Here is a 20,719-nt window from a genome sequence, read left to right on the forward strand (position 1 = left end):
AAATTTTAAAAATAAATTCACTTTTAAAATATTGTATTTGTAGAGAATAGAAATGTTATATTAAGATAAATACATATTGTTTTAGGAGGCAAAGTATGGGACTTGTAATTGAACATGTTACGAAACGTTTTGGCAAGATGACGGCAGTAAATGATATTTCATTAGAGTTAGAATCAGGCAAAATGTTAGGTTTTCTAGGCAGAAATGGTGCAGGTAAAACAACGACATTTCGTATGATTTTAGGCTTAAGTGAACCAACTGAAGGACACATTACGTATAACGGTAAAAAACTAGATAAAACAATGTACAATCGTATTGGTTATTTACCGGAAGAACGCGGTTTACATGGGAAATTGACAGTTGAAGAAGAATTGAAATATTTGGCAACTTTAAAGGGAATGTCAAAAACAGAAATACAACAGCAAATATCGTATTGGCTTGAGCGCTTTGATATTACTGAAAACCGCAAAAAACGAATTGATAGTCTATCAAAAGGGAATCAACAAAAAATTCAGCTGTTAGCAAGTATGTTACATAAACCAGAATTACTAATATTAGATGAGCCTTTCAGTGGTCTAGACCCAGTTAATGTTGAGTTATTAAAAGAAGCAGTTAAAGACTTAAATGACTGGGGCAGTACAATCGTTTATAGTTCTCACCGTATGGAGCATGTTGAAGAATTATGTGATGATGTTTGTATTTTAGATAAAGGTCAACTTGTTGTTTCTGGTGATATCAATCATGTACGTGCATCTAATGGTAACAAGAAAGTTGTCATTGAATCAGAAACAACACTACCAGATTTAACAAACATTAGAGGCATCATTCATAGTGAAAACATGAAGCAAGGTCTTCAGTTGACGATTGAGAATGAAGAAGTAGCCAAAAATATTTATCAAGTTGTGGCACATCAAGGTTATGTTAAACGATTCCAAGTGGTAGAACCATCATTACAAGATATATTCATTGAGAAGGTTGGTGGCAAGGATGCATAAGTTTTGGGCGACATTTAGTTTGACATATATCAAAAAAATTAAAGCTAAATCATTTGTAATTTTTATGATTATTATTGCTGCCTTAATGATTGGCCTATCTAACATTGATAAGATTATTAACATGTTTGATGATGGTCCAGATAAAATTGGTGTAGCAGCACCGAATGAACAAATCTATAAGGTTTTCAAGCAACAGGCGAATACATTTCATAGTGATGCTAAGTTTACTAAAGTTTCTATAGAAGATGCTGAAAAAGAAGTAAAAAAACATAAACTTGATAAAGCTTATATTATCAAGGTGAATCAAAATCGCACGTTACAAGGGACAATCATTAGTGAGAAGCGAGTAAGTCATGAAGATTCACAAAAAGTACAAGCACTGCTTACAGCTATTCAAACAAATATGGTAGCCGGGGAATTAAATATCAACAAAGAAGACTTACAAAAATTACAAGCACAAAGTAAAGTTGATAATAAGGTGATTTCTAATGATGAAGTCGATAAAGTATCAGAAGGACAAAAGATTTTCAACTATGCTTTAGCTTATGGCATTATCTTTCTAATGTTCTTCATTGTTTTAAATTATGCATCTCAAATAGCTATGGAAATTGCTAGTGAGAAAACATCGCGTGTCATTGAAATGATTATTACAAGTATTTCACCAATCCAACATATTTTTGCTAAAATTTTAGGCGTTATAGCAGTTGCCGTGACTCAGATTATTTTAATTGTATTGATGGCAGTTATATGCATTTTTGCCTTTGACTTAAAAGACTTGCTACAAGGTTTTAACGTGGAAATGAATCAATTGTCTTGGCAAATTATTATTGTCGGAATTATAAGTAGTATTGTTGGAATAATGGCATATGTATTACTTGCAGCCATCCTCGGATCATTAACATCTAGAATAGAAGATTTAAATCAATCTTTGATGCCACTGACATTACTTGGTATGATTGCATTTTATATCGCGATATTCACGATAAATAATCCTGATGGACAACTTGCTTTAATCACAAGTTATATTCCGTTTTTAGCGCCATTTCAATTAGTTGTACGCGCTCAAACTTCAGGGCTTCAAATATATGAGGTCATCTTAAGTTCTTTAATCTCAATTGTAATGGTAGCTGTCTTGATATGGATTGCAATTAAAACATATAAAGATTCAGTACTTACATTTGAACGTGGCTTATTTAATTCAATGAAACGTGTATTTAAAAAATAAAATTGATGAGAGTGACACACATTTATCATATAAAATGATGATGAAAGCGTGTTACTCTTATTTTTTTATATTTAGCTATAGAATAATGTCTAAAAAAGTGTACAATATGAATGTGAAAACGAACTTTTTAAAATGGGAATGTGAAGTAAGAAGAAATGTAAACAAATGATATGTAGCCGATAGATTATTGATAGCAAATGTGTGATGGAGTGATTTCATGTTATATCCGATTTTTATATTTATATTAGCTGGCTTATGTGAAATAGGTGGGGGATACCTGATTTGGCTGTGGCTTAGGGAAGGACAGTCTTCACTTGTTGGGCTAATAGGCGGTGCGATACTCATGTTATATGGTGTCATTGCGACATTTCAATCATTTCCATCATTCGGAAGAGTATATGCAGCATATGGTGGCGTATTTATCATCATGAGTTTGATTTTTGCGATGGTCGTAGATAAACAAATGCCAGATAAATATGATGTTATCGGTGCAATCATTTGTATTGTAGGTGTTTTAGTAATGTTGCTACCCAGCAGAGCTTGAACACTTGTGGTTAGAAGGGAGAAGTAAAAATGATAGTTGAAGTTGAGCACCAAAGACAAGGTGTAGATTTAATCAAAATTGATAATGATGAAACTAAAATTATTTTTACGAATTATGGAGCAAGAGTAGTGTCTTGGAAATATCATGATAATAATATTGTTCTTGGAAATGTTGTTGAAGCGGATGAATTTTATCATAGTAATCCTTTTAAATTTGGTGCTTCTATAGGAAGATATAGCGGTAGAATTGATAATGCTAAATTTAAGTTGAAAGGTAAAGAATATCAGTTAGAAAAAAACAACGGTGAACATCATTTACATGGTGGATGTCATGGTTTGGACAATAAGTTATTTGATTATGAAATTAGAAATGAAATTGCTCAAATTAAAGTTATATTTAAGACGGTGTTGAAATCAGCTGATGATCATTTCCCGGGTGATATCGATGTGACGATTACACATATTTATGATGCGGATCACCAATGGTCGATTGAATACGAAGCAGTTGCATCAGAAGACACATTGTTTAGTCCTACGAATCATGTGTACTTCAATTTGAATCGAGATAATAATGTCGTTGATAATCATCGCATTTCAAGTAATCAATTAGATATGTATGTATTAGATGAGCGAAATATTGTTACAGGTGATATTCTAGATTTACATGAAGTGTTTGAAGATAACAAGATAAAATTGAGTGATATTTTTACATCACAACATGCGCAATTAAGCCAACAAATGACACGTTTTGGTGGTCTCGATCACCCATTTACAGTTGGTGAACATAAAATGTATGTTGAAAATCATGAATTTATGTTAGAGGTCGATACAGATATGCCTCATGTTGTGTTCTTTACTTTTAACCAGCCTGATGAGTGGGATAGTCCATTTAATATTTATAAACCACATTCTGGCTTTACATTAGAAACACAATTTTTACCAAATGATATTAATTTATATGGTGAAAAAGCACCGTCAATTTTAAAAGCTGGTGAAGCGTTCAATTCGAAAACAAGTTTCCGTATCGAAGAAAAAGTAGAAAATGATTAAAAGTATCGGCATTTATATAATATTTATGTTATTTGGCGGAATTTTGAATAGGTTATCAAGAATCGAATCAAATGAAGTGACATCATTAATATACAGTTTGAAATAAAAAAATATATAACATAAAAAAGGAATCAATAGCATCAGTAGTTATAGGTAAGACTATTATACAAACGATGTGTAAGTTGATTCCTTTTGTTTTGAAAAGTTCATTTAACACTTATAATGAAAGGTAATTATTTCAATGTTCTGTTATACATTTTTTGAAGTTTATCGCGTCTTGTTGGTGACAGAAATGGATTGTTTAGTGCATATCGTAACAGATCTTGATTTTGTCTATCATTATAATAAAGGTCATTAAGCTGTTGTACAGATAAACGATGTTCGATTGGTGCTTCTTGTATTAAGTAAAGCTGGTCATTTGGAGATACATAGCCTTGCTTTAATACCCGGAAATAGAAACCTGTTTTACCAGATGTAGACATGCGCTTCACTAAATCAGGAATATTATATTTTGCTTGAATTTTCCAGCATGGTTCTCTAATTTCAGAAACCTCAATTAACGCATCACCTAAACGATATTGATTACCAAAGTAAACATCAGATTCGTCTAAATAATCAAATGTTAAATTCTCTCCAAACATCGCATGAGTAGGTAGTGAGGGTAAATCATCTTGATACAGTGCATAGTTGTGTTTACTAAACCCACAAACTGCTTTATGTGGTCCACCATGATCTTTATAAGCCTGTTCATCACCAGTGAAACCAGTTGAAGATAACCATGTTGTTTGTGAAATCTTAGTTTTATCTAAAGCAGAGCGCATCGGTCTTTTCGAGCTATAAGGCAAATCTTGGATTTTTCCTGTCGAAATTGCGTGAATTGATATCATATCATTCTCCTTAACGAGTATTATTTAAAATATATTGTACTATAAAACATTTTTAGAATTGTAAATTCTGATTGATATGTTTAAAAAAATGTTAGAAATAAGGGTATGTTAATTTATACGAGTCATGTAAAATATGAATTGAATAGATTACATAAATATGGGAGGCTACCTTCATGAAAGATGTCAAAGCACTCAAGTTAATGACATTAAATGATGTTTTAAGTCAAATCAATGGTGACATGACGCTGGGAATTGGTACAGGAAGTACAATGGAATTACTCTTACCTCAAATGGCGCAACTAATTAAAGAACGTGGTTACAATATTACAGGTGTATGCACTTCTAATAAAATTGCATTTTTAGCAAAAGAATTAGGTATTAAAATATGTGAAATCAATGATGTTGATCATATCGACTTAGCAATTGATGGTGCTGATGAAGTAGATCCATCTTTAAATATAATTAAAGGTGGCGGTGGTGCGCTGTTCAGAGAGAAAGTTATAGATGAAATGGCATCGCGTTTTGTTGTGGTTGTCGATGAAACGAAAATGGTTCAATACTTAGGTGAGACGTTTAAGTTACCAGTAGAGGTGGATAAATTTAACTGGTATCACATATTACGTAAAATTGAATCATACGCTGATATAAAAGTAGAACGTCGTGTAAACGAAGATGTCGCATTTATAACTGATAATGGCAATTATATTTTAGATTGTAAGTTACCAAAAGGAATTGACCCATATAAGTTCCATGAGTATTTAATTCATCTGACAGGTGTGTTTGAGACAGGATACTTCTTAGATATGGCAGATCAAGTTATTGTAGGCACTCAAGAGGGTGTTAAAATTTTAGAAAAATAATATATAGTATAGAAAAGCGCTTGCTAGCATCATCTTTTTAAGAGGTACTAGCAAGCGCTTTGTTATTATTTGTTTTTATCTGAAGATTGTTCTTCAGTTTTTTCGATATGTTTTTCTGCATCAATTACAACTGATGAACGTCTGTCTTCTTTATAAGTCGCAGGTTCTTTTAATGATTGCTCTATTTCATCTTCATTTGAATCGTTTGTTAAATCGTCACTTTGTGGTGCTTGTTTAACTGATTCTGCTGATTCTACTGACTCCGAAGTGATGTCATGATCTTCATCATGATTAGATTCAGTTTGATTACCTATGTGATGTTGAGGTTCTGTTTTTTCAGTACCTTCATGAATGCTTTGTTCGTCAGCCACTGTATTTTCAGTATCATTTTTAGCAACACCGACCGTTGATGCAGTAGCTACACCTGTTTTTTCAGCATTTTTAATATTTGAAGAAGATTTTTCAGCCTCAGTATGATTAGTTTCTTCATCGTCATTGACATGGTCTAAATAATTATTAGGCTCAAGTTCTTCAAGGTTTCGTCTTGTTGTTAAATATGCAATACCTCGGATAATTAAGCTTAAACCAATGTATCCTACTGCAACGATTGCTGTTGAAATGGCGATGACTTTGATTGAAAATAGATCGCCGATTTCTTCGCTAAACAAGAAAATAAGTCCGAATGTCATTGAAGCATGGAATGTCGTTGCAATATAAATTGTACGTCCTTTAGTCGCTCTAATTAATTCACCAAGAATCATAGAGAATGAGAATGTATAAAGGAAGTTATAAGCAGCAAATTCTGTACCATAAGTTGTATTTGCTGAGAAAACTGAATACATCAAACCAACAACAATACTTGCAAAGAACGTGTTCATTTTCGTTTCAACAATATTTTGTAAGTATGAACGGAATCCGAATTCTACTACGAACGCCATCAGAATATGTCCAATCAGAATGTGTGTAATAGGTACTGATAAGCCTGTTGATTGTAATAAAATAAAGCTATCTGCAAATGTATTAAAGCTGTACATACCAATAATTAGAATAATTAAAGGTAAAATTAAAGCTAGCAATAGACGTTCAATTACTTTCAGGCTGATTGAGAATTTTAAACCTGCAAGTTGGACCTTTTTATATTTGAAAACGAGTATACAAATGATTGCAGCAATTAATGGTGCTAGATCTGTAACTTCAAATATAAAGTGTTTGACACCAATTATAGACTGGAAATCTCTGAGCATAATGGATAACGCCATTGTAATGACAAAGAAGACGAAAATCGTCATTGCCCATTGAAAACCAGAAATTTTATTGTTCTTCATTATATGTAACCTCCATTAGGTAACAAGCAAAATATCTTTTAGTAACAATTATACATATTACAAGCCGAGAGATAAATTGTCTATGTCAATATTAATGAAAATGTAATAGTCTTGACGTATTTTATTAACATAAATCAGCTAAGTATTCGTTATTACATAGAAAATAGGGGTAAAAGTAATGTAGATAAGTATTTTTAAGATACGGATTTAACTATGAATTGAATTCAAAATTTCCTATACGTTATACTTTAATTGTTAATAAGCCACATAAATAAGAGGGGGAAATGCTGTGTACAAGCAAGGTGAACCAAATTTATGGACTGGAAGGTTAGATAGTGAAACAGACCCGAAAAAATTTAGACATTTTCAAACAGTAACATTTGAAGATTTGTCTAAGCTGGAAAAGAGTAGTATGCCATCAGGGGTCGGTATATTAGGCTATGCTGTTGACAAAGGTGTTGCTTTAAACAAGGGGCGCATTGGTGCAAAAGAAGGACCAGATGCGATTAAACAAGCATTTGCAGGTTTGCCGGATTTGAATCAATGTGAAACTTTAGTCGATTACGGAAATGTTTATCATGATCATGAGGAATTAATTGATACTCAAAAAGAATTTGCTATGCTTGCAGCGAAGTCAATTGCTAATCATAGACAAACATTTTTATTAGGTGGTGGACATGATATTGCGTATGCTCAATATTTAGCAACACGTAAAGTCTATCCAACACAATCTATTGGTGTGATAAATATTGATGCGCATTTTGATACACGTGCTGAACAACAATCTACATCTGGAACGAGCTTTAGACAAATTTTAGAAGAAGATGAAAACACAGATTATTTAGTGCTTGGTATTGCTCAAGGTGGTAATACGCAAAGTTTATTTGATTATGCTAAAGAGAAAAAGATTGATTATGTCTTTGCAGATGAATTATTGAGTCACGTATCACCAACAATTAAAGATATGATTGAACGTTTTGTACATGAACATGATGTCATTATGTTTACGATTTGTATGGATGTCATTGATAGTGCGTTTGCGCCTGGGGTAAGTGCGCCGGCAGTGTTAGGTTTGTATCCACATACTGTTCTTGAATTAGCAAAACGTATTATTCCAAGTGATAAGGTGTCTTCAGTTAGTATTGCTGAGATGAATCCAACATATGACGCTGACAATAGAACTGCTAAGCTCGTTGCTAATTTAGTGCATCATTTTTTAAAATAATTAAAAATATTTATATGTGACGAGATTTGCATTGCAGGGCAGAATGTGAGTATTTCTTAATAGAAGTTATATTAACGTTGATATATTTGAAAAATAATTGCAGTAAGAAGACTCTTAAGTTGTAGTCATCTTACTGCTTATTTATGTTTGTTGGTCTGAATGTAATGATTTATACATGTAAATCATAAAATTGGTTGTGAAATTGTTTTACAGTTGACTGAGCAACTGCATAAGAGGCTCTAATAACTTAAGTTAAAGAGCCTCTAAAAGTCCATATAAATAATCTTGGCATTGTTGTACGAATGTATGTACTTGTTCGGAGTGTTTGCGTTTTTTATGGTAATTGATATAAATTTTTCGGCCTAAGTTTGGACGAATTTTTTTATATTCTAAATTAGACGTGTGAAATGATTGGTAATAAAATCTCGGAATGATAGCGTAACCTAAGCCGAGATGAACAAATCCAACTGCTGATTCGAATCGATCTGTTTCTACAACGACATTTGGACGAATATTTCTTCTATTAAAATAGTCATCTAAGTGTTTGCGCACTTGAGAATTTTTGTTTGGTAATATGAGTGACAAATTTTCAACATCTACCCAATTTTGATTTTTAAATGTTTCCTTGGGTGCTAATAAAATGTAAGATTCCTCATATAATGGAATAGATCTTATATCTTCGTGGGTTATTTTTTCATTTGTTATAGCTAAATGAATATTAAAATTCAGTAATTGCTCTATAGATTGATGTTTGTCATGTATTTCATATAAACGATATTGCTGTTCAGGGTAGTCGGAATGGTGCTTTCGAATTAAATTCGCAATCCATTGATTCGTAGATTCAAGAGTCCCAATTTTTATCCTTGGTTCTGATGTAACGCTTAAATCATACATTTTTTCCATCGTGGATCGATATTGTTGAACTAATTCGCTCGCATAACGATAAAACTGTATTCCTTTTTCGGTAATCTTGATGTCTTTTGTTGAACGTGTAAATAAGTCATAACCTAAATCTGCTTCCATTTTTTTAATCGTAGCAGTTAAAGATGGCTGGCTAATATGTAAAAATTGTGCAGCTTTAGTAAAACTATTATATTTCACGATAGCCAAGAAGTATTCTAACTGAATAATTTTCATGTGTTTTGCTCCTTTTATTTATAGATTCAAGCTATGGATAATTAGTTTATTTATATTTGTTGGCTATATTTTAACATACTATAATGAATATTGAAGATAATAATATAAGCGTTTTAAATTTAGTGGAATTAACTTCTTAAAAGAACAGGAGCGAATTTTATGAGAAAAATTCAAGCAAAAAAAGGTGTGAGTATTGAGTGTAAAGGTTGGGAACAAGAAGCAGTACTTAGAATGTTATACAACAATTTAGACCCAGAAGTTGCTGAAAGACCAGAAGATTTAGTTGTTTATGGTGGTATTGGAAAAGCAGCACGTAATTGGGAAGCTTTTGAAGCAATAGAGAAAACGTTACGAGAATTAGAATCAGATGAGACAATGTTAGTACAATCAGGAAAGCCAGTTGCTGTATTTAAAACACATGAAGAAGCGCCACGTGTATTAATTTCAAATTCAGTATTAGTGCCTGAATGGGCAAACTGGGATCATTTTAATGAATTAGATAAAAAAGGTTTAATCATGTATGGACAGATGACAGCCGGTAGTTGGATATATATTGGTTCTCAAGGTATTGTGCAAGGTACTTATGAGACATTTGCCGAGCTAGGTAATCAACACTTTAATGGAGATTTAGCAGGCACTGTTACACTGACAGCAGGTTTAGGTGGTATGGGTGGTGCGCAACCGTTAGCAATTACTATGAATCATGGGGTAGCAATTTGCGTGGATGTTGATGAAACACGTGTTGATAAGCGAATTGATACGAAATACTGTGATGTTAAAACAGCTGATTTAGATGAAGCATTAAAATTAGCAGAAGAGGCGAAAGAACGTGGAGAAGGATTATCAATCGGGTTAGTTGGAAATGCTGTAGACATCCATCAAGCGATTCTAGAAAAAGGATTTAAAATTGACATTATTACTGACCAAACAAGTGCACATGATCCGCTAAATGGATATGTGCCACAAGGATACTCTGTAGAAGAAGCGAAAGTATTGCGTGAAAAAGATCCGAAAAAATATGTTGAACTGTCACAAGCTTCAATGGCAAAGCATGTTGAATTAATGCTTGAATTCCAAAAACGTGGAGCTGTAGCATTTGATTATGGTAACAATATTCGTCAAGTAGCCTTCAATAACGGAGTGAAAAATGCTTTTGACTTCCCAGGCTTTGTACCAGCTTACATTAGACCATTATTCTGTGAAGGTAAAGGGCCATTCCGCTTTGCTGCGTTGAGTGGTGATCCAAAAGATATCGAGCGTGCGGATGAAGAAATGCGCAAACTTTTCCCAGAAAATGAAAAGTTATTAAGATGGCTTGATTTAGCTGAAGAAAAAATTTCATATCAAGGACTACCATCACGTATTGCTTGGTTAGGCTATGGAGAAAGAGCGAAAATGGGCTTAGCTTTAAATCGTCTTGTACGTGACGGTGAAATTTCAGCACCAATTGTTATTGGACGAGACCATTTAGATGCTGGTTCAGTTGCTAGTCCTAACCGTGAAACAGAAAGTATGAAAGATGGTAGTGACGCGGTTGGTGATTGGGCTGTATTGAATGCACTCATTAACACAGCTGCAGGTGGTTCATGGATTTCATTCCATCACGGTGGCGGTGTTGGCATGGGATATTCACTTCATGCGGGTATGGTTGTTGTAGCAGATGGATCAGAGCGTGCTGAAAGAAGATTGGAACGTGTATTGACGACTGACCCAGGTATGGGTGTTGCCCGACATGTTGATGCTGGCTATGACATCGCTATTCAAACAGCTAAAGAAAAAGGTATTCATATTCCAATGATTGATAAAGCAGGTGATAAGTAATGAATGATTTAATAATTAATCATATAGCAGAATTAATTTTACCGAGATCAACAGATAAACCTTTGAAGGGTAAGGAATTAGATGAATTAAATGTTGTGAAAAATGGTACAGTTGTCATTAAAGATGGCAAAATTGTATATGCTGGAACACATACAGATGACTACGATGCGACTGAGACGATTGATGCTAGTGGGAAGGTAGTGTCCCCAGCATTAGTAGATGCACATACCCATTTAACATTTGGTGGATCTCGAGAACATGAGATGTCATTAAAACGTCAAGGTAAGTCTTACCTTGAAATATTAGAAATGGGTGGTGGCATATTATCTACCGTTAATGCTACTAGAGAAACATCCGAAGATGACTTGTTTAAAAAAGCAGAGCATGATTTGCTTACTATGATTAAACACGGCGTGCTTGCAGTTGAAAGTAAGAGTGGTTATGGATTAGATAGAGAAAATGAACTGAAGCAATTGAAAGTGTCTAATCGTTTAGCTGAGAAATATGATTTAGACATGAAACATACTTTCCTAGGGCCTCATGCTGTACCTAAAGAGGCAAGTTCAAATGAGGCATTTTTAGAAGAAATGATTGCGTTACTTCCGGAAGTAAAACAATATGCAGACTTTGCGGATATTTTCTGTGAAACAGGTGTATTTACAATAGAACAATCGCAACATTATATGCAAAAAGCCAAAGAAGCAGGTTTTAAAGTGAAAATACATGCGGATGAAATTGATCCGTTAGGCGGACTGGAATTAGCAATTGATGAACAAGCGATATCAGCTGATCACTTAGTAGCTTCGAGTGACAAAGGTAAAGAAAAATTGAGAAATAGTGATACAGTTGCAGTTCTATTACCTGCGACAACATTTTACTTAGGTAAAGAAGATTATGCAGATGCGAGAGGTATGCTTGATAATAATGGTGCCATCGCGTTAGCTACTGATTATAATCCAGGCAGCAGTGTAACGAATAACTTGCAACTTGTTATGGCCATTGCAGCATTAAAATTAAAGCTTTCGCCTAGTGAAGTGTGGAATGCTGTTACGGTCAACGCTGCTAAAGCAATAGATATAGAAGCGGGTACTATCAACCAAGGCGACAAAGCAAATTTAGTTATTTGGGATGCACCAAATCATGAATATATTCCATATCATTTTGGTATCAATCACGCAGAAAAAGTTATTAAAGACGGTAAGGTCATCGTAGATAACACATTATCTTTTAAAGCATAAAATAATTAGAAAGCTCTAAGCATTGGTTTAAACTAATGTTTAGAGCTTTTTGTGGTTTGTAAAAACAAGTTTATCCGAGAACACGTTTTTGTATAGGTTCTTAATTATAAAAGTTAGAATAGTTTGACAACAGTGTTACGATATTATTAAACAACTGTCTATCATTAACGAAAGCAATTAACAAGAGTACATTGTTGTGAAATCATCGTTTAATAGTCAAAGATGATCATCGTAGGGTAGACAACATATCATTGACTTAAGGAAGGGGAATGACCGATGGGATTAAAAGATCAAGCTGTTACCTGGAGAAGATATTTTCATCAATTTCCAGAACTATCCGATAAAGAATTTAAGACAACACAAAAAATTAAAGATATTTTAACAGAACATCATATTAGAATTTTAGACTTACCACTTGCGACTGGGCTTGTTGCTGAAGTGGGACAAGGTCTGAGTGGTATAGCTGTTCGGGCTGACATTGATGCTTTACCGATTCAAGAGCTTGTTGAACAGGATTTTAAATCTGAAAATGAAGGTGTTATGCATGCGTGTGGTCATGATATTCACATGGCTAGTATTTTGGCTACAGCTGTAAAATTAAAAGAAATTGAGGGCACTCTTACTGGGCGTGTTAAATTCATTTTTCAACCAGCAGAAGAACTAGGACATGGCGCTTTTAAAATTATTGAAACACATGCATTAAAAGATGTACAAGCAGTATTGGGTTTTCATAATGACCCATCGCGTTCGGTAGGTACATTTGCAATCAAAACAGGGGCAATTACATCAGCAGTAGATCGTTTTGAGTTTCATATTAAAGGCGTGGGTGGTCATGCTGCAAAGCCAGAACAATGCAACGATCCAGTTATTGTGTTGGCGCAATTGATTAATAGTATTCAATCCATAGTTAGTAGAAATCTATCTGCGTTTGATGAAGCGGTAGTAACAATTGGACAAATATCATGTGGTAATACTTGGAATGTCATTGCTGATCATGCGTATGTACAAGGCACAGTGCGTAGTTTTGATCCTGTGGTACGAAAGCTTGTAGAAACACGATTACAAGATATTGCGGACGGATTGGCTCAAATATATAATATGAAAATTAATTTAAATTATACACATTTACCTGGCGCTGTGATGAATGATGAGGCATTGACGCATAAAGCAATTGCAGTAGCCCAACATGTTGGATATAAGGTGGAAATGATGGAACAGCCGCTTACGATTGGAGAAGATTTTTCAGGTTATAGTCAACATTTTCCAAGTGTATTTGCGTTAATTGGTTCTCATAGTGAATATGATTTACATCATCCTCAATATAAACCGGATGAAAGGATTCTTGAAAAAGTACCTGAGTATTTTGTTGAATTTGTAAAAAGACTATTGCATGAGTAATTCGAGCTTGTTTTTATAAAGAAGAAAGTAATTTTTAGTGTAATCATGATTAAGTTCCTAGGAAGATTGGGTAAATAATAACCATTAAGCGAATAAGGAGATGTTAAAAAATGGCAGCTCAAGATCCTAGAACAAAATTTAAAACAACGGATTATGAAAAACAAGAACAAGAGGTACCGGGTATACAATCTGAAATGACGCCAGCACCTGATTGTGGCGAAACGTCTTACCAAGGTCATCAACGCTTACAAGGCTATAAAATGTTAGTTACAGGTGGTGACTCAGCAATAGGGCGTGCAGCAGCAATTGCGTATGCTAAAGAAGGTGCAGATGTAGCGATTAACTATCTTCCGAGTGAAGAACAAGATGCACAAGAAGTACGCCAAGTGATTGAAGAAAGTGGTCAAAAGGCAGTGTTAATTCCTGGTGATATAAGAGATGAGCAGTTCAACTATGACCTTGTTGAACAAGCATATCAACAATTAGGTGGCTTAGATAATGTTACTTTAGTTGCTGGACATCAACAGTATCATGATGATATTCATGGATTTACAACTGAGGCATTTACAGAAACATTTGAAACGAATGTCTATCCGCTATTTTGGACAGTTCAAAAAGCATTGGAATATTTAAAACCGGGTGCGTCAATTACAACGACATCATCTGTACAAGGTTATAATCCTAGTCCTATTCTTCATGATTATGCCGCTTCAAAAGCAGCAATTATTTCATTAACTAAAAGTTTTTCAGAAGAATTAGGACCAAAAGGAATTAGAGTGAACTGTGTAGCGCCTGGTCCATTCTGGTCACCATTACAAATTTCTGGTGGACAACCTCAAAGTAAAATCCCAACATTTGGTCAAAAAACACCTTTAGGTCGTGCAGGTCAACCTGTTGAGTTATGTGGAACTTATGTGCTATTAGCGTCAGAAGAATCAAGTTATACAACTGGACAAGTGTTCGGTGTTAGCGGTGGAGTGCAAATAGATTAGGGTTGTATGAAGCTTTTAATTGAACAACATAATATTAATTTAGTTACTTCAATCCATTAAATTAAAATGAATTGGTGAAGTGTATTTTAAATAGTCGGTAAAGGTGTGTATCTTTATCGGCTTATTTTAATACTCTGTCATAAGGAGCGTTTGCTCAGGGTGTGGATTATAAGGTTTAAGCAGAATAAACTTTCTTAATGAGGATGTCAGGACAACAACGAAAAAATTAAAAAATGTTGCGGGATTGGGTTTAGGGACGGTTAGTGGAAGAAAGTTAAATTCATTAACAAGTGAAATGCCTAAGGCTAGATATTAAACGTCAGAACGGACAAAGAATAATAGGATATGTTTTCAATTAAATAGCGAAGTATTTATATGTTAAGATGATGTAAATTACATAGAAACGCTACCCGTAGAAGTACTGATCATAGAAACGCTGATAAACGTAAATTTGCAAACTCGATATTAAACAAAGGGGTTGTTATTATGGCATTAATAGTATCTAGAGCTATATTATTTTTGATTTTAGCATTAGCTTTTGGAATAGCGACTGTTTTTCCTGAACAAAAATTACCATTATATATAGTATTCACATTATTTGTAGCAGTTGCGATCGTTTCGAATGTATGGTTTACACATCAAAACGTTAAAAAGCATATCATTAAGTTTAACAAATACGTCGCATACTTTTTATCCTTTGTCTCAGGGTTACTTTACATTGGATTTGTAATTTATACATTAACTATAGGGAGCTATGATGTTTTACCAATTATTATATTTGCAATAAGTATCGTATTGGTTCAAATATTAGAAAATATACTGGGAATCAGTATAAAAAATACGCGTCTATCAAACAAACAGTTGAAAGTCATCTCCAAGCAACGTGTTCAGCAATTTAAAGTCATATCATTAATATTAGTAAGTGTGTCTATCGTGTTCATTTTTATTGCATTAATGCTTAAATGGTGGCTTTTACTTGTTATTAGCATTATTGTTTTGATTATTATTACAGTAGCAATGATTGTTTATGAAAAATATTATACGACTCCTGATTAATTTATGATTGACGTACTAAGGATTATCTTGTAACGTAAACGTAAATAAGCATCACTTATCTAGAGAGGTGGAGGGACTGGCCCTATGAAGCCTCGGCAACATCTCGAATGTGCCAATTCCAGTAACCGTAATGGTTTGAAGATAAGCAGGTAAAGCACATGAAAACCTCTTTCTTCATCGTTTGTGAGAAAGAGGTATTTTTAATTGGAAAGCAGGTAAAAAGGATGGAAGTACATAAAAAGAGCAATGCTTGGGCATTATTCCCCTTGTTATTATTTGTGGCGTTGTTTTTAGGCGTAGGTATTATCACAGGTGATTTTACTTCAATGCCATTAAATGTTGCAATTACGATAACGGTAATTGTGGCGTTATTAATGAATCGAAAAGAATCATTTGCTAAAAAAGTTGAGGTCTTCACGAAAGGTGCAGGCCATTCAAACATTATTTTAATGATGTTGATTTTTATTTTAGCAGGTGCATTTTCAAATACAGCTGAAAAAATGGGTGGCGTAAAGTCGATAGTTAATTTAGGACTATCATTAATCCCAGAAAATTTAATTATTGTAGGATTGTTTGTGATTTGTATGTTTGTTTCTATATCTATGGGGACGTCAGTAGGGACTGTTGCTGCAATAGCACCTGTTGGTTACGGATTTGCACAAGCGACAGATGTACCAACTGCGCTAGCAATGGCTACAGTTGTTGGAGGTGCAATGTTCGGCGATAATCTATCAATGATTTCAGATACAACAATTGCTGCGGTTAGAACACAACATACGAAAATGAAAGATAAATTCAGAGTAAACTTTAAAATTGTATTGCCAGGTGCTATTTTAACGATTATTATTCTGTATTTCTTAACGAATGGCATTTCTTTAAATCATGCTAAAAGCTATGATTATAATCTAATTAAAGTTGTACCGTATATTTTAGTATTGGTATTAGCATTATTAGGTGTAAATGTCATTATCGTATTGATTGGCGGAACATTATTAGCCGGAATCATTGGTCTCATAGATGGTTCATTCGGTTGGATGGGGCTACTAGATGCAGTGTCCAAAGGTATTATAAGCATGGAAGATATTGCTATGATTGCGTTGCTAATTGGTGGTTTAGTCGGTATTATTCAACACAATGGTGGTATTGAATGGTTGTTGCAATTTGTTCGCTCTAAAGTGAAATCAAAGCGTGGCGCAGAATTAGGAATTGCGAGTTTGGTAAGTGTCGCAGATATTGCCACGGCAAACAACACCATCTCTATTATTATGTCAGGTCCTTTAGCTAAAAATATTGCAGATGAATATGATGTAGATTCAAGGAAATCAGCAAGTATTCTTGATATATTTGGAGGCTGCTTCCAAGGTTTATTACCATATAGCCCGCAAGTCATTTCAGCGGCTGGTGTAGCTGGTATTTCACCGTTAATGTTATTCCCATACAGCATTTATCCTATATTATTAGGTGTATGCGGACTTATTGCGATTTTATTTAATTTTCCAAAGCTAAAAAAGAACACTAGTCAAGAAATGAAACATTAATGCTTAACAATATATCGATGTAGCCAAGTAAGGTGGCTTGTTATATTAACAGATCATGTTGTACTCACCGTATAACGCTAATCTTTTAAAAATGATGATCATCTATGTTTGGAACTGAGCAAAAATACGTTAAAATAAAAGTAAGAGCGAAAGTGGGTGGACAACAGTGGCAAAATTTAATGTAGAGAATGAACATGTCGAAGTTGAAATTGAAAAGCTTTATAAATTTTCTCCAGAGTTAGTATACGAAGCTTGGACAAAGAAAGATTTGTTGAAACAATGGTTTATGACATCAGCCAGAACGAATAAAGAGATTGAAGCGGACGTTAAAGAAGGCGGTAAATATCGTATTGTAGATCAACAACGTAATGGCAAAGTAAATGTGATTGAAGGCATTTATGAATCTTTAGTTATGGATGAATACGTTAAGATGACTATCGGTATGCCTGGACTAAGTGAAACACAAGATGTCATTGAGGTAGAATTTTTTGAACGTGAAACAGGTGGCACCCAAATGCTATTTTATTATCGTTCATTAGTTGAAAAAGAAAGACGATTTACTAATTTAGAATACAAGCAAAAGAAAAAAGAATATCATGATGCCATGGTGCATGGTTTCGAATTGATGTTTGATAAGATGTACCACGTTATCGAAACATCAACACAACAATAAAATGATAAAAGGAAGTTATGATAGGCTCAAGGCCATTAAATCATAACTTCCTTTTTTCTAATTTGAAATATCATTATGTAGTAAATACTCATTATATTTTCTTACAAGTGTTTCAAAGAATATATGATAACTGATGAAGCTAGAATAGTCTGTACCATCAGTTAAGTAGAATGTGTTACTGGATACATAGACGTTGTAATTTGCTTTTTGAGCAAGGGTATTATCTTTCATTGTAGTAACAGAAATAAAGTATTTTTGTCTAAGTTGAAGCAAGTTTGTTACTTCTAATAATTCATGTGTTTCACCTGATAATGAAATAATAAAGAATAAATCATTAGGTTCACTCTTGTTCAAAATCATTTTAAGTTCATGTTCATCATGAAGTACAATGACATGATTATGTAACGTTAACAGTATACGCTGTGCCTCTGAAGCAACGTTTAACTGTGCACGCCCTGTACCATACAAATATATTGTTGAAGCTGTATGCATTTTTTCAGTAAGAAGCTGGTAATCAACGCGTTCTAAATAACTGAATGTACTATCGATTTCTTGTTTGAAACTATCGATAGAGTTAGAAGGTAATTGGTGTGTCTTATTACTTTCAAATTTAAGGTACGATTTAAAATCACTATAACCGTCAAAACCTAATTTGCGTGTAAATCTGTGAATGGTTGCATTCGAGGCATGTGTGAATTGCGCTAAATCTTGTATTTTCATATTTTTACATTCATCTATATGTGTATTGATAAAGTGAGCGATATGTAAATCATTATCATTAAGTTTATCAAAGTTTCGATTAATGTGTTCATCTAAAAACATATTCAACCTCCTTGAAAATAAATGTGTGATAGATCGTTATTACATTAAAATCTTGTATGTCATTATATATATTTGTGTATTGATATAGGTTTGATTATGCGTTTAAAACGAATGTATTACAAATACAACGATGTCATATATAAGGTCGTGAAAAAATTTTCACTATATGAAAAGATAATCTGATTATACAAAATACTTTCAAAATACGTCAATGTCGTTGTAGGTGTGTAAGCGTTTACTATATATTATATTTAAATAGTAAGACATCTATTTATAAATGAATCTAATTAGATGTATTGTTAGGAAAGATGATATGGAGGGAATAGAAGATGAATGCGATAAAGCGTTTCGGTAGTGCAATGATTGTACCGGTATTAATGTTCGCTTTCTTTGGGATAGTGCTTGGCTTTGCGACATTATTTAAAAATCCTACAATCATGGGGAGTTTAGCAGATCAACATACGTTTTGGTTTAAATTTTGGTCAGTAATAGAATCTGGTGGCTGGGTTATTTTTACGCATATGGAAGTTGTATTTGTTGTAGGTCTACCACTTTCTTTAGCTAAAAAAGCACCAGGTCATGCAGCACTTGCAGCATTGATGGGTTACTTAATGTTTAATACATTTATAAATGCCATTTTAACGCAATGGCCACATACGTTTGGCGCTAATTTAGAAAAAGGCGTTGAAAATGTACCTGGTTTAAAATCAATTGCAGGTATTGCCACATTGGATACGAATATTCTAGGTGGTATTATTATTTCAGCTATTATTACTTGGATTCACAATAGATACTATAGTAAACGATTACCAGAAATGGTTGGTGTATTCCAAGGTTTAACATTTGTAGTTACGATTTCATTTTTTGTGATGTTACCATTAGCAGCAATTACTTGTGTTATTTGGCCAACTGTTCAGCACGGTATTGGTTCAATGCAACACTTTATCATCGCTTCAGGCTATATCGGTGTTTGGCTGTACCACTTCTTAGAACGTGTATTAATACCAACAGGATTACATCACTTTATTTATGCACCAATTGAAGTTGGACCAGTAGTAGTCAATCACGGCTTGAAAGCTGAATGGTTACAACATTTAAATGAGTTTGCTAAGAGTGCTAAGCCATTAAAAGAGCAATTCCCTTATGGCTTTATGCTTCAAGGAAATGGGAAAGTATTTGGATGTTTAGGTATTGCTTTAGCAATGTATGCTACGACACCTAAAGAAAATCGTAAAAAAGTAGCAGCATTACTTATTCCTGCAACATTAACAGCAGTCGTTGTAGGTATTACTGAGCCATTAGAATTTACATTCTTATTCATCGCACCATACTTATTTGTTTTACACGCAGTTTTAGCAGCATCAATGGATACTTTAATGTACGCATTTGGTGTTGTAGGTAACATGGGTGGTGGCTTGTTAGACTTTATTTCAACAAACTGGTTGCCATTAGGTAAAGAACATTGGGGTACTTATGTTGCACAAGTTATTATCGGTCTGATATTTGTAGCGATTTACTTCTTCTTATTCAGATTCTTAATTTTGAAATTTGATATTCCATTACCTGGACGTAAGAAAACAGAAGAGGAAGTTAAATTATTTTCTAAGCAAGATTACAAAAATAAAAAAGGTGATAGCGTAGATTCTAAACGTGCTTCAACTGGTAATGAATACGAAGACAAAGCTGCATATTACCTAGACGGTTTAGGCGGCAAAGAAAATATCAAAGATGTTACTAACTGTACAACAAGATTACGCTTAACTGTTTATGATGAAAGTAAAGTTGCGGATACGGAATATTTCACGCATCAACAAATGGCACACGGATTAGTAAAGAGTGGTAAGAGTATCCAAGTTGTAGTAGGTATGACAGTACCACAAGTTCGTGAAGCATTTGAACAAATGGTTGAGGATCAATCGTCCGAAGATAAATAA

At 33.8% G+C, this 20,719-nt stretch carries 19 protein-coding genes and 1 riboswitch; of the genes, 15 read left to right on the forward strand and 4 right to left on the reverse strand.

The features are described 5' to 3' along the window. Positions 1-95 precede the first annotated feature (95 nt). Genes JQN76_RS05660 through JQN76_RS05680 form a run of 5 tightly spaced genes read left to right on the forward strand, consistent with a single transcriptional unit; the run spans position 96 to position 3,813 of the window. Positions 96-995 carry an ABC transporter ATP-binding protein gene (locus tag JQN76_RS05660; protein ID WP_001836791.1) on the forward strand — a complete coding sequence of 300 codons (900 nt, stop codon included), beginning with the start codon at positions 96-98 and terminating at the stop codon, positions 993-995. Continuing rightward, complete coding sequence (locus JQN76_RS05665; protein WP_000548683.1) at positions 988-2,220, forward strand: ABC transporter permease; 1,233 nt, start codon at positions 988-990, stop codon at positions 2,218-2,220. The genes JQN76_RS05660 and JQN76_RS05665 overlap by 8 nt, the downstream gene beginning before the upstream one ends. Beyond that, complete coding sequence (locus tag JQN76_RS05670; protein WP_001789152.1) at positions 2,204-2,389, forward strand: hypothetical protein; 186 nt, start codon at positions 2,204-2,206, stop codon at positions 2,387-2,389. The genes JQN76_RS05665 and JQN76_RS05670 overlap by 17 nt, the downstream gene beginning before the upstream one ends. A gap of 48 nt (positions 2,390-2,437) precedes the next feature. Next, positions 2,438-2,764 (forward strand): YnfA family protein, encoded by a 327-nt coding sequence (locus tag JQN76_RS05675; RefSeq protein ID WP_000966695.1) that lies wholly within the window; start codon positions 2,438-2,440, stop codon positions 2,762-2,764. A gap of 29 nt (positions 2,765-2,793) precedes the next feature. Continuing rightward, entirely contained in the window at positions 2,794-3,813 is a 1,020-nt protein-coding gene (locus JQN76_RS05680) for an aldose epimerase family protein (protein WP_000634684.1), read from the forward strand. 233 nt (positions 3,814-4,046) lie between these two features. On the opposite strand, the gene JQN76_RS05685 is transcribed toward JQN76_RS05680, so the two are convergent. Further along, positions 4,047-4,700, reverse strand: a complete 654-nt coding sequence (locus tag JQN76_RS05685) for an MOSC domain-containing protein (protein WP_000623444.1) — start codon at positions 4,698-4,700, stop codon at positions 4,047-4,049. Between the two features lie 173 nt (positions 4,701-4,873). Between JQN76_RS05685 and JQN76_RS05690 the strand changes: the two genes are divergently transcribed. Continuing rightward, positions 4,874-5,560, forward strand: a complete 687-nt coding sequence (locus tag JQN76_RS05690) for a ribose 5-phosphate isomerase A (protein WP_000655867.1) — start codon at positions 4,874-4,876, stop codon at positions 5,558-5,560. A 65-nt stretch (positions 5,561-5,625) separates the two neighbouring features. Here the strand turns inward: JQN76_RS05690 and lyrA are convergent, their stop codons facing one another. Further along, the gene (gene lyrA, locus JQN76_RS05695; RefSeq protein ID WP_000794446.1) at positions 5,626-6,885 is read right to left on the reverse strand and encodes a lysostaphin resistance protein LyrA; all 1,260 of its coding nucleotides are present in this window, start codon (positions 6,883-6,885) and stop codon (positions 5,626-5,628) included. A gap of 289 nt (positions 6,886-7,174) precedes the next feature. On the opposite strand from lyrA, the gene hutG reads away from it, so the two are divergent. Continuing rightward, positions 7,175-8,110, forward strand: a complete 936-nt coding sequence (gene hutG / locus JQN76_RS05700) for a formimidoylglutamase (RefSeq protein ID WP_000277968.1) — start codon at positions 7,175-7,177, stop codon at positions 8,108-8,110. 252 nt (positions 8,111-8,362) lie between these two features. On the opposite strand, the gene JQN76_RS05705 is transcribed toward hutG, so the two are convergent. Next, positions 8,363-9,247, reverse strand: a complete 885-nt coding sequence (locus JQN76_RS05705; RefSeq protein WP_001836807.1) for a LysR family transcriptional regulator — start codon at positions 9,245-9,247, stop codon at positions 8,363-8,365. Positions 9,248-9,406: 159 nt separating this feature from the next. Here JQN76_RS05705 and hutU point away from each other — a divergent pair, with 159 nt between their 5' ends. From hutU to JQN76_RS05740, 7 genes are all read left to right on the forward strand, one after another. Beyond that, entirely contained in the window at positions 9,407-11,068 is a 1,662-nt protein-coding gene (gene hutU / locus JQN76_RS05710) for a urocanate hydratase (RefSeq protein ID WP_001836806.1), read from the forward strand. Beyond that, positions 11,068-12,306, forward strand: coding sequence for an imidazolonepropionase (gene hutI / locus JQN76_RS05715; RefSeq protein WP_000998768.1), 1,239 nt, complete (start codon positions 11,068-11,070; stop codon positions 12,304-12,306). Before hutU ends, hutI begins: the two co-directional genes overlap by 1 nt. A 276-nt stretch (positions 12,307-12,582) precedes the next feature. After that, a complete protein-coding gene (locus JQN76_RS05720) occupies positions 12,583-13,704 on the forward strand; it encodes a M20 peptidase aminoacylase family protein (RefSeq protein ID WP_000523154.1) in 1,122 nt (373 codons plus the stop codon). 110 nt (positions 13,705-13,814) lie between these two features. Next, entirely contained in the window at positions 13,815-14,696 is an 882-nt protein-coding gene (locus JQN76_RS05725; protein WP_000730034.1) for an SDR family oxidoreductase, read from the forward strand. Positions 14,697-15,182: 486 nt separating this feature from the next. Further along, entirely contained in the window at positions 15,183-15,752 is a 570-nt protein-coding gene (locus JQN76_RS05730) for a hypothetical protein (RefSeq protein WP_001185193.1), read from the forward strand. Between the two features lie 52 nt (positions 15,753-15,804). Further along, positions 15,805-15,900: riboswitch (SAM riboswitch) on the forward strand. Between the two features lie 76 nt (positions 15,901-15,976). After that, complete coding sequence (locus JQN76_RS05735) at positions 15,977-17,290, forward strand: Na+/H+ antiporter NhaC family protein (RefSeq protein WP_001836801.1); 1,314 nt, start codon at positions 15,977-15,979, stop codon at positions 17,288-17,290. Between the two features lie 166 nt (positions 17,291-17,456). Beyond that, on the forward strand, positions 17,457-17,963 hold the full coding sequence (locus tag JQN76_RS05740) for an SRPBCC family protein (RefSeq protein ID WP_001051556.1): 507 nt from the start codon (positions 17,457-17,459) through the stop codon (positions 17,961-17,963). Positions 17,964-18,020: 57 nt separating this feature from the next. On the opposite strand, the gene JQN76_RS05745 is transcribed toward JQN76_RS05740, so the two are convergent. After that, entirely contained in the window at positions 18,021-18,785 is a 765-nt protein-coding gene (locus JQN76_RS05745; RefSeq protein WP_000477989.1) for a MurR/RpiR family transcriptional regulator, read from the reverse strand. 329 nt (positions 18,786-19,114) lie between these two features. On the opposite strand from JQN76_RS05745, the gene JQN76_RS05750 reads away from it, so the two are divergent. Next, entirely contained in the window at positions 19,115-20,719 is a 1,605-nt protein-coding gene (locus JQN76_RS05750) for an alpha-glucoside-specific PTS transporter subunit IIBC (RefSeq protein ID WP_000991494.1), read from the forward strand.

Origin of the sequence: Staphylococcus sp. SM3655 (assembly GCF_016917315.1) — a bacterium.
Classification (GTDB): Bacteria; Bacillota; Bacilli; order Staphylococcales; family Staphylococcaceae; genus Staphylococcus; species Staphylococcus aureus.

Bases quoted from the DNA above. Each gene is read 5' to 3' on its own strand.
- JQN76_RS05660 (WP_001836791.1), top strand. From the start codon at position 96: ATGGGACTTGTAATTGAACATGTTACGAAACGTTTTGGCAAGATGACG.
- JQN76_RS05665 (WP_000548683.1), top strand. From the start codon at position 988: ATGCATAAGTTTTGGGCGACATTTAGTTTGACATATATCAAAAAAATT.
- JQN76_RS05675 (WP_000966695.1), top strand. From the start codon at position 2,438: ATGTTATATCCGATTTTTATATTTATATTAGCTGGCTTATGTGAAATA.
- JQN76_RS05680 (WP_000634684.1), top strand. From the start codon at position 2,794: ATGATAGTTGAAGTTGAGCACCAAAGACAAGGTGTAGATTTAATCAAA.
- JQN76_RS05685 (WP_000623444.1), bottom strand. From the start codon at position 4,700: ATGATATCAATTCACGCAATTTCGACAGGAAAAATCCAAGATTTGCCT.
- JQN76_RS05690 (WP_000655867.1), top strand. From the start codon at position 4,874: ATGAAAGATGTCAAAGCACTCAAGTTAATGACATTAAATGATGTTTTA.
- lyrA (WP_000794446.1), bottom strand. From the start codon at position 6,885: ATGAAGAACAATAAAATTTCTGGTTTTCAATGGGCAATGACGATTTTC.
- JQN76_RS05705 (WP_001836807.1), bottom strand. From the start codon at position 9,247: ATGAAAATTATTCAGTTAGAATACTTCTTGGCTATCGTGAAATATAAT.
- hutU (WP_001836806.1), top strand. From the start codon at position 9,407: ATGAGAAAAATTCAAGCAAAAAAAGGTGTGAGTATTGAGTGTAAAGGT.
- hutI (WP_000998768.1), top strand. From the start codon at position 11,068: ATGAATGATTTAATAATTAATCATATAGCAGAATTAATTTTACCGAGA.
- JQN76_RS05720 (WP_000523154.1), top strand. From the start codon at position 12,583: ATGGGATTAAAAGATCAAGCTGTTACCTGGAGAAGATATTTTCATCAA.
- JQN76_RS05725 (WP_000730034.1), top strand. From the start codon at position 13,815: ATGGCAGCTCAAGATCCTAGAACAAAATTTAAAACAACGGATTATGAA.
- JQN76_RS05730 (WP_001185193.1), top strand. From the start codon at position 15,183: ATGGCATTAATAGTATCTAGAGCTATATTATTTTTGATTTTAGCATTA.
- JQN76_RS05735 (WP_001836801.1), top strand. From the start codon at position 15,977: ATGGAAGTACATAAAAAGAGCAATGCTTGGGCATTATTCCCCTTGTTA.
- JQN76_RS05745 (WP_000477989.1), bottom strand. From the start codon at position 18,785: ATGTTTTTAGATGAACACATTAATCGAAACTTTGATAAACTTAATGAT.
- JQN76_RS05750 (WP_000991494.1), top strand. From the start codon at position 19,115: ATGAATGCGATAAAGCGTTTCGGTAGTGCAATGATTGTACCGGTATTA.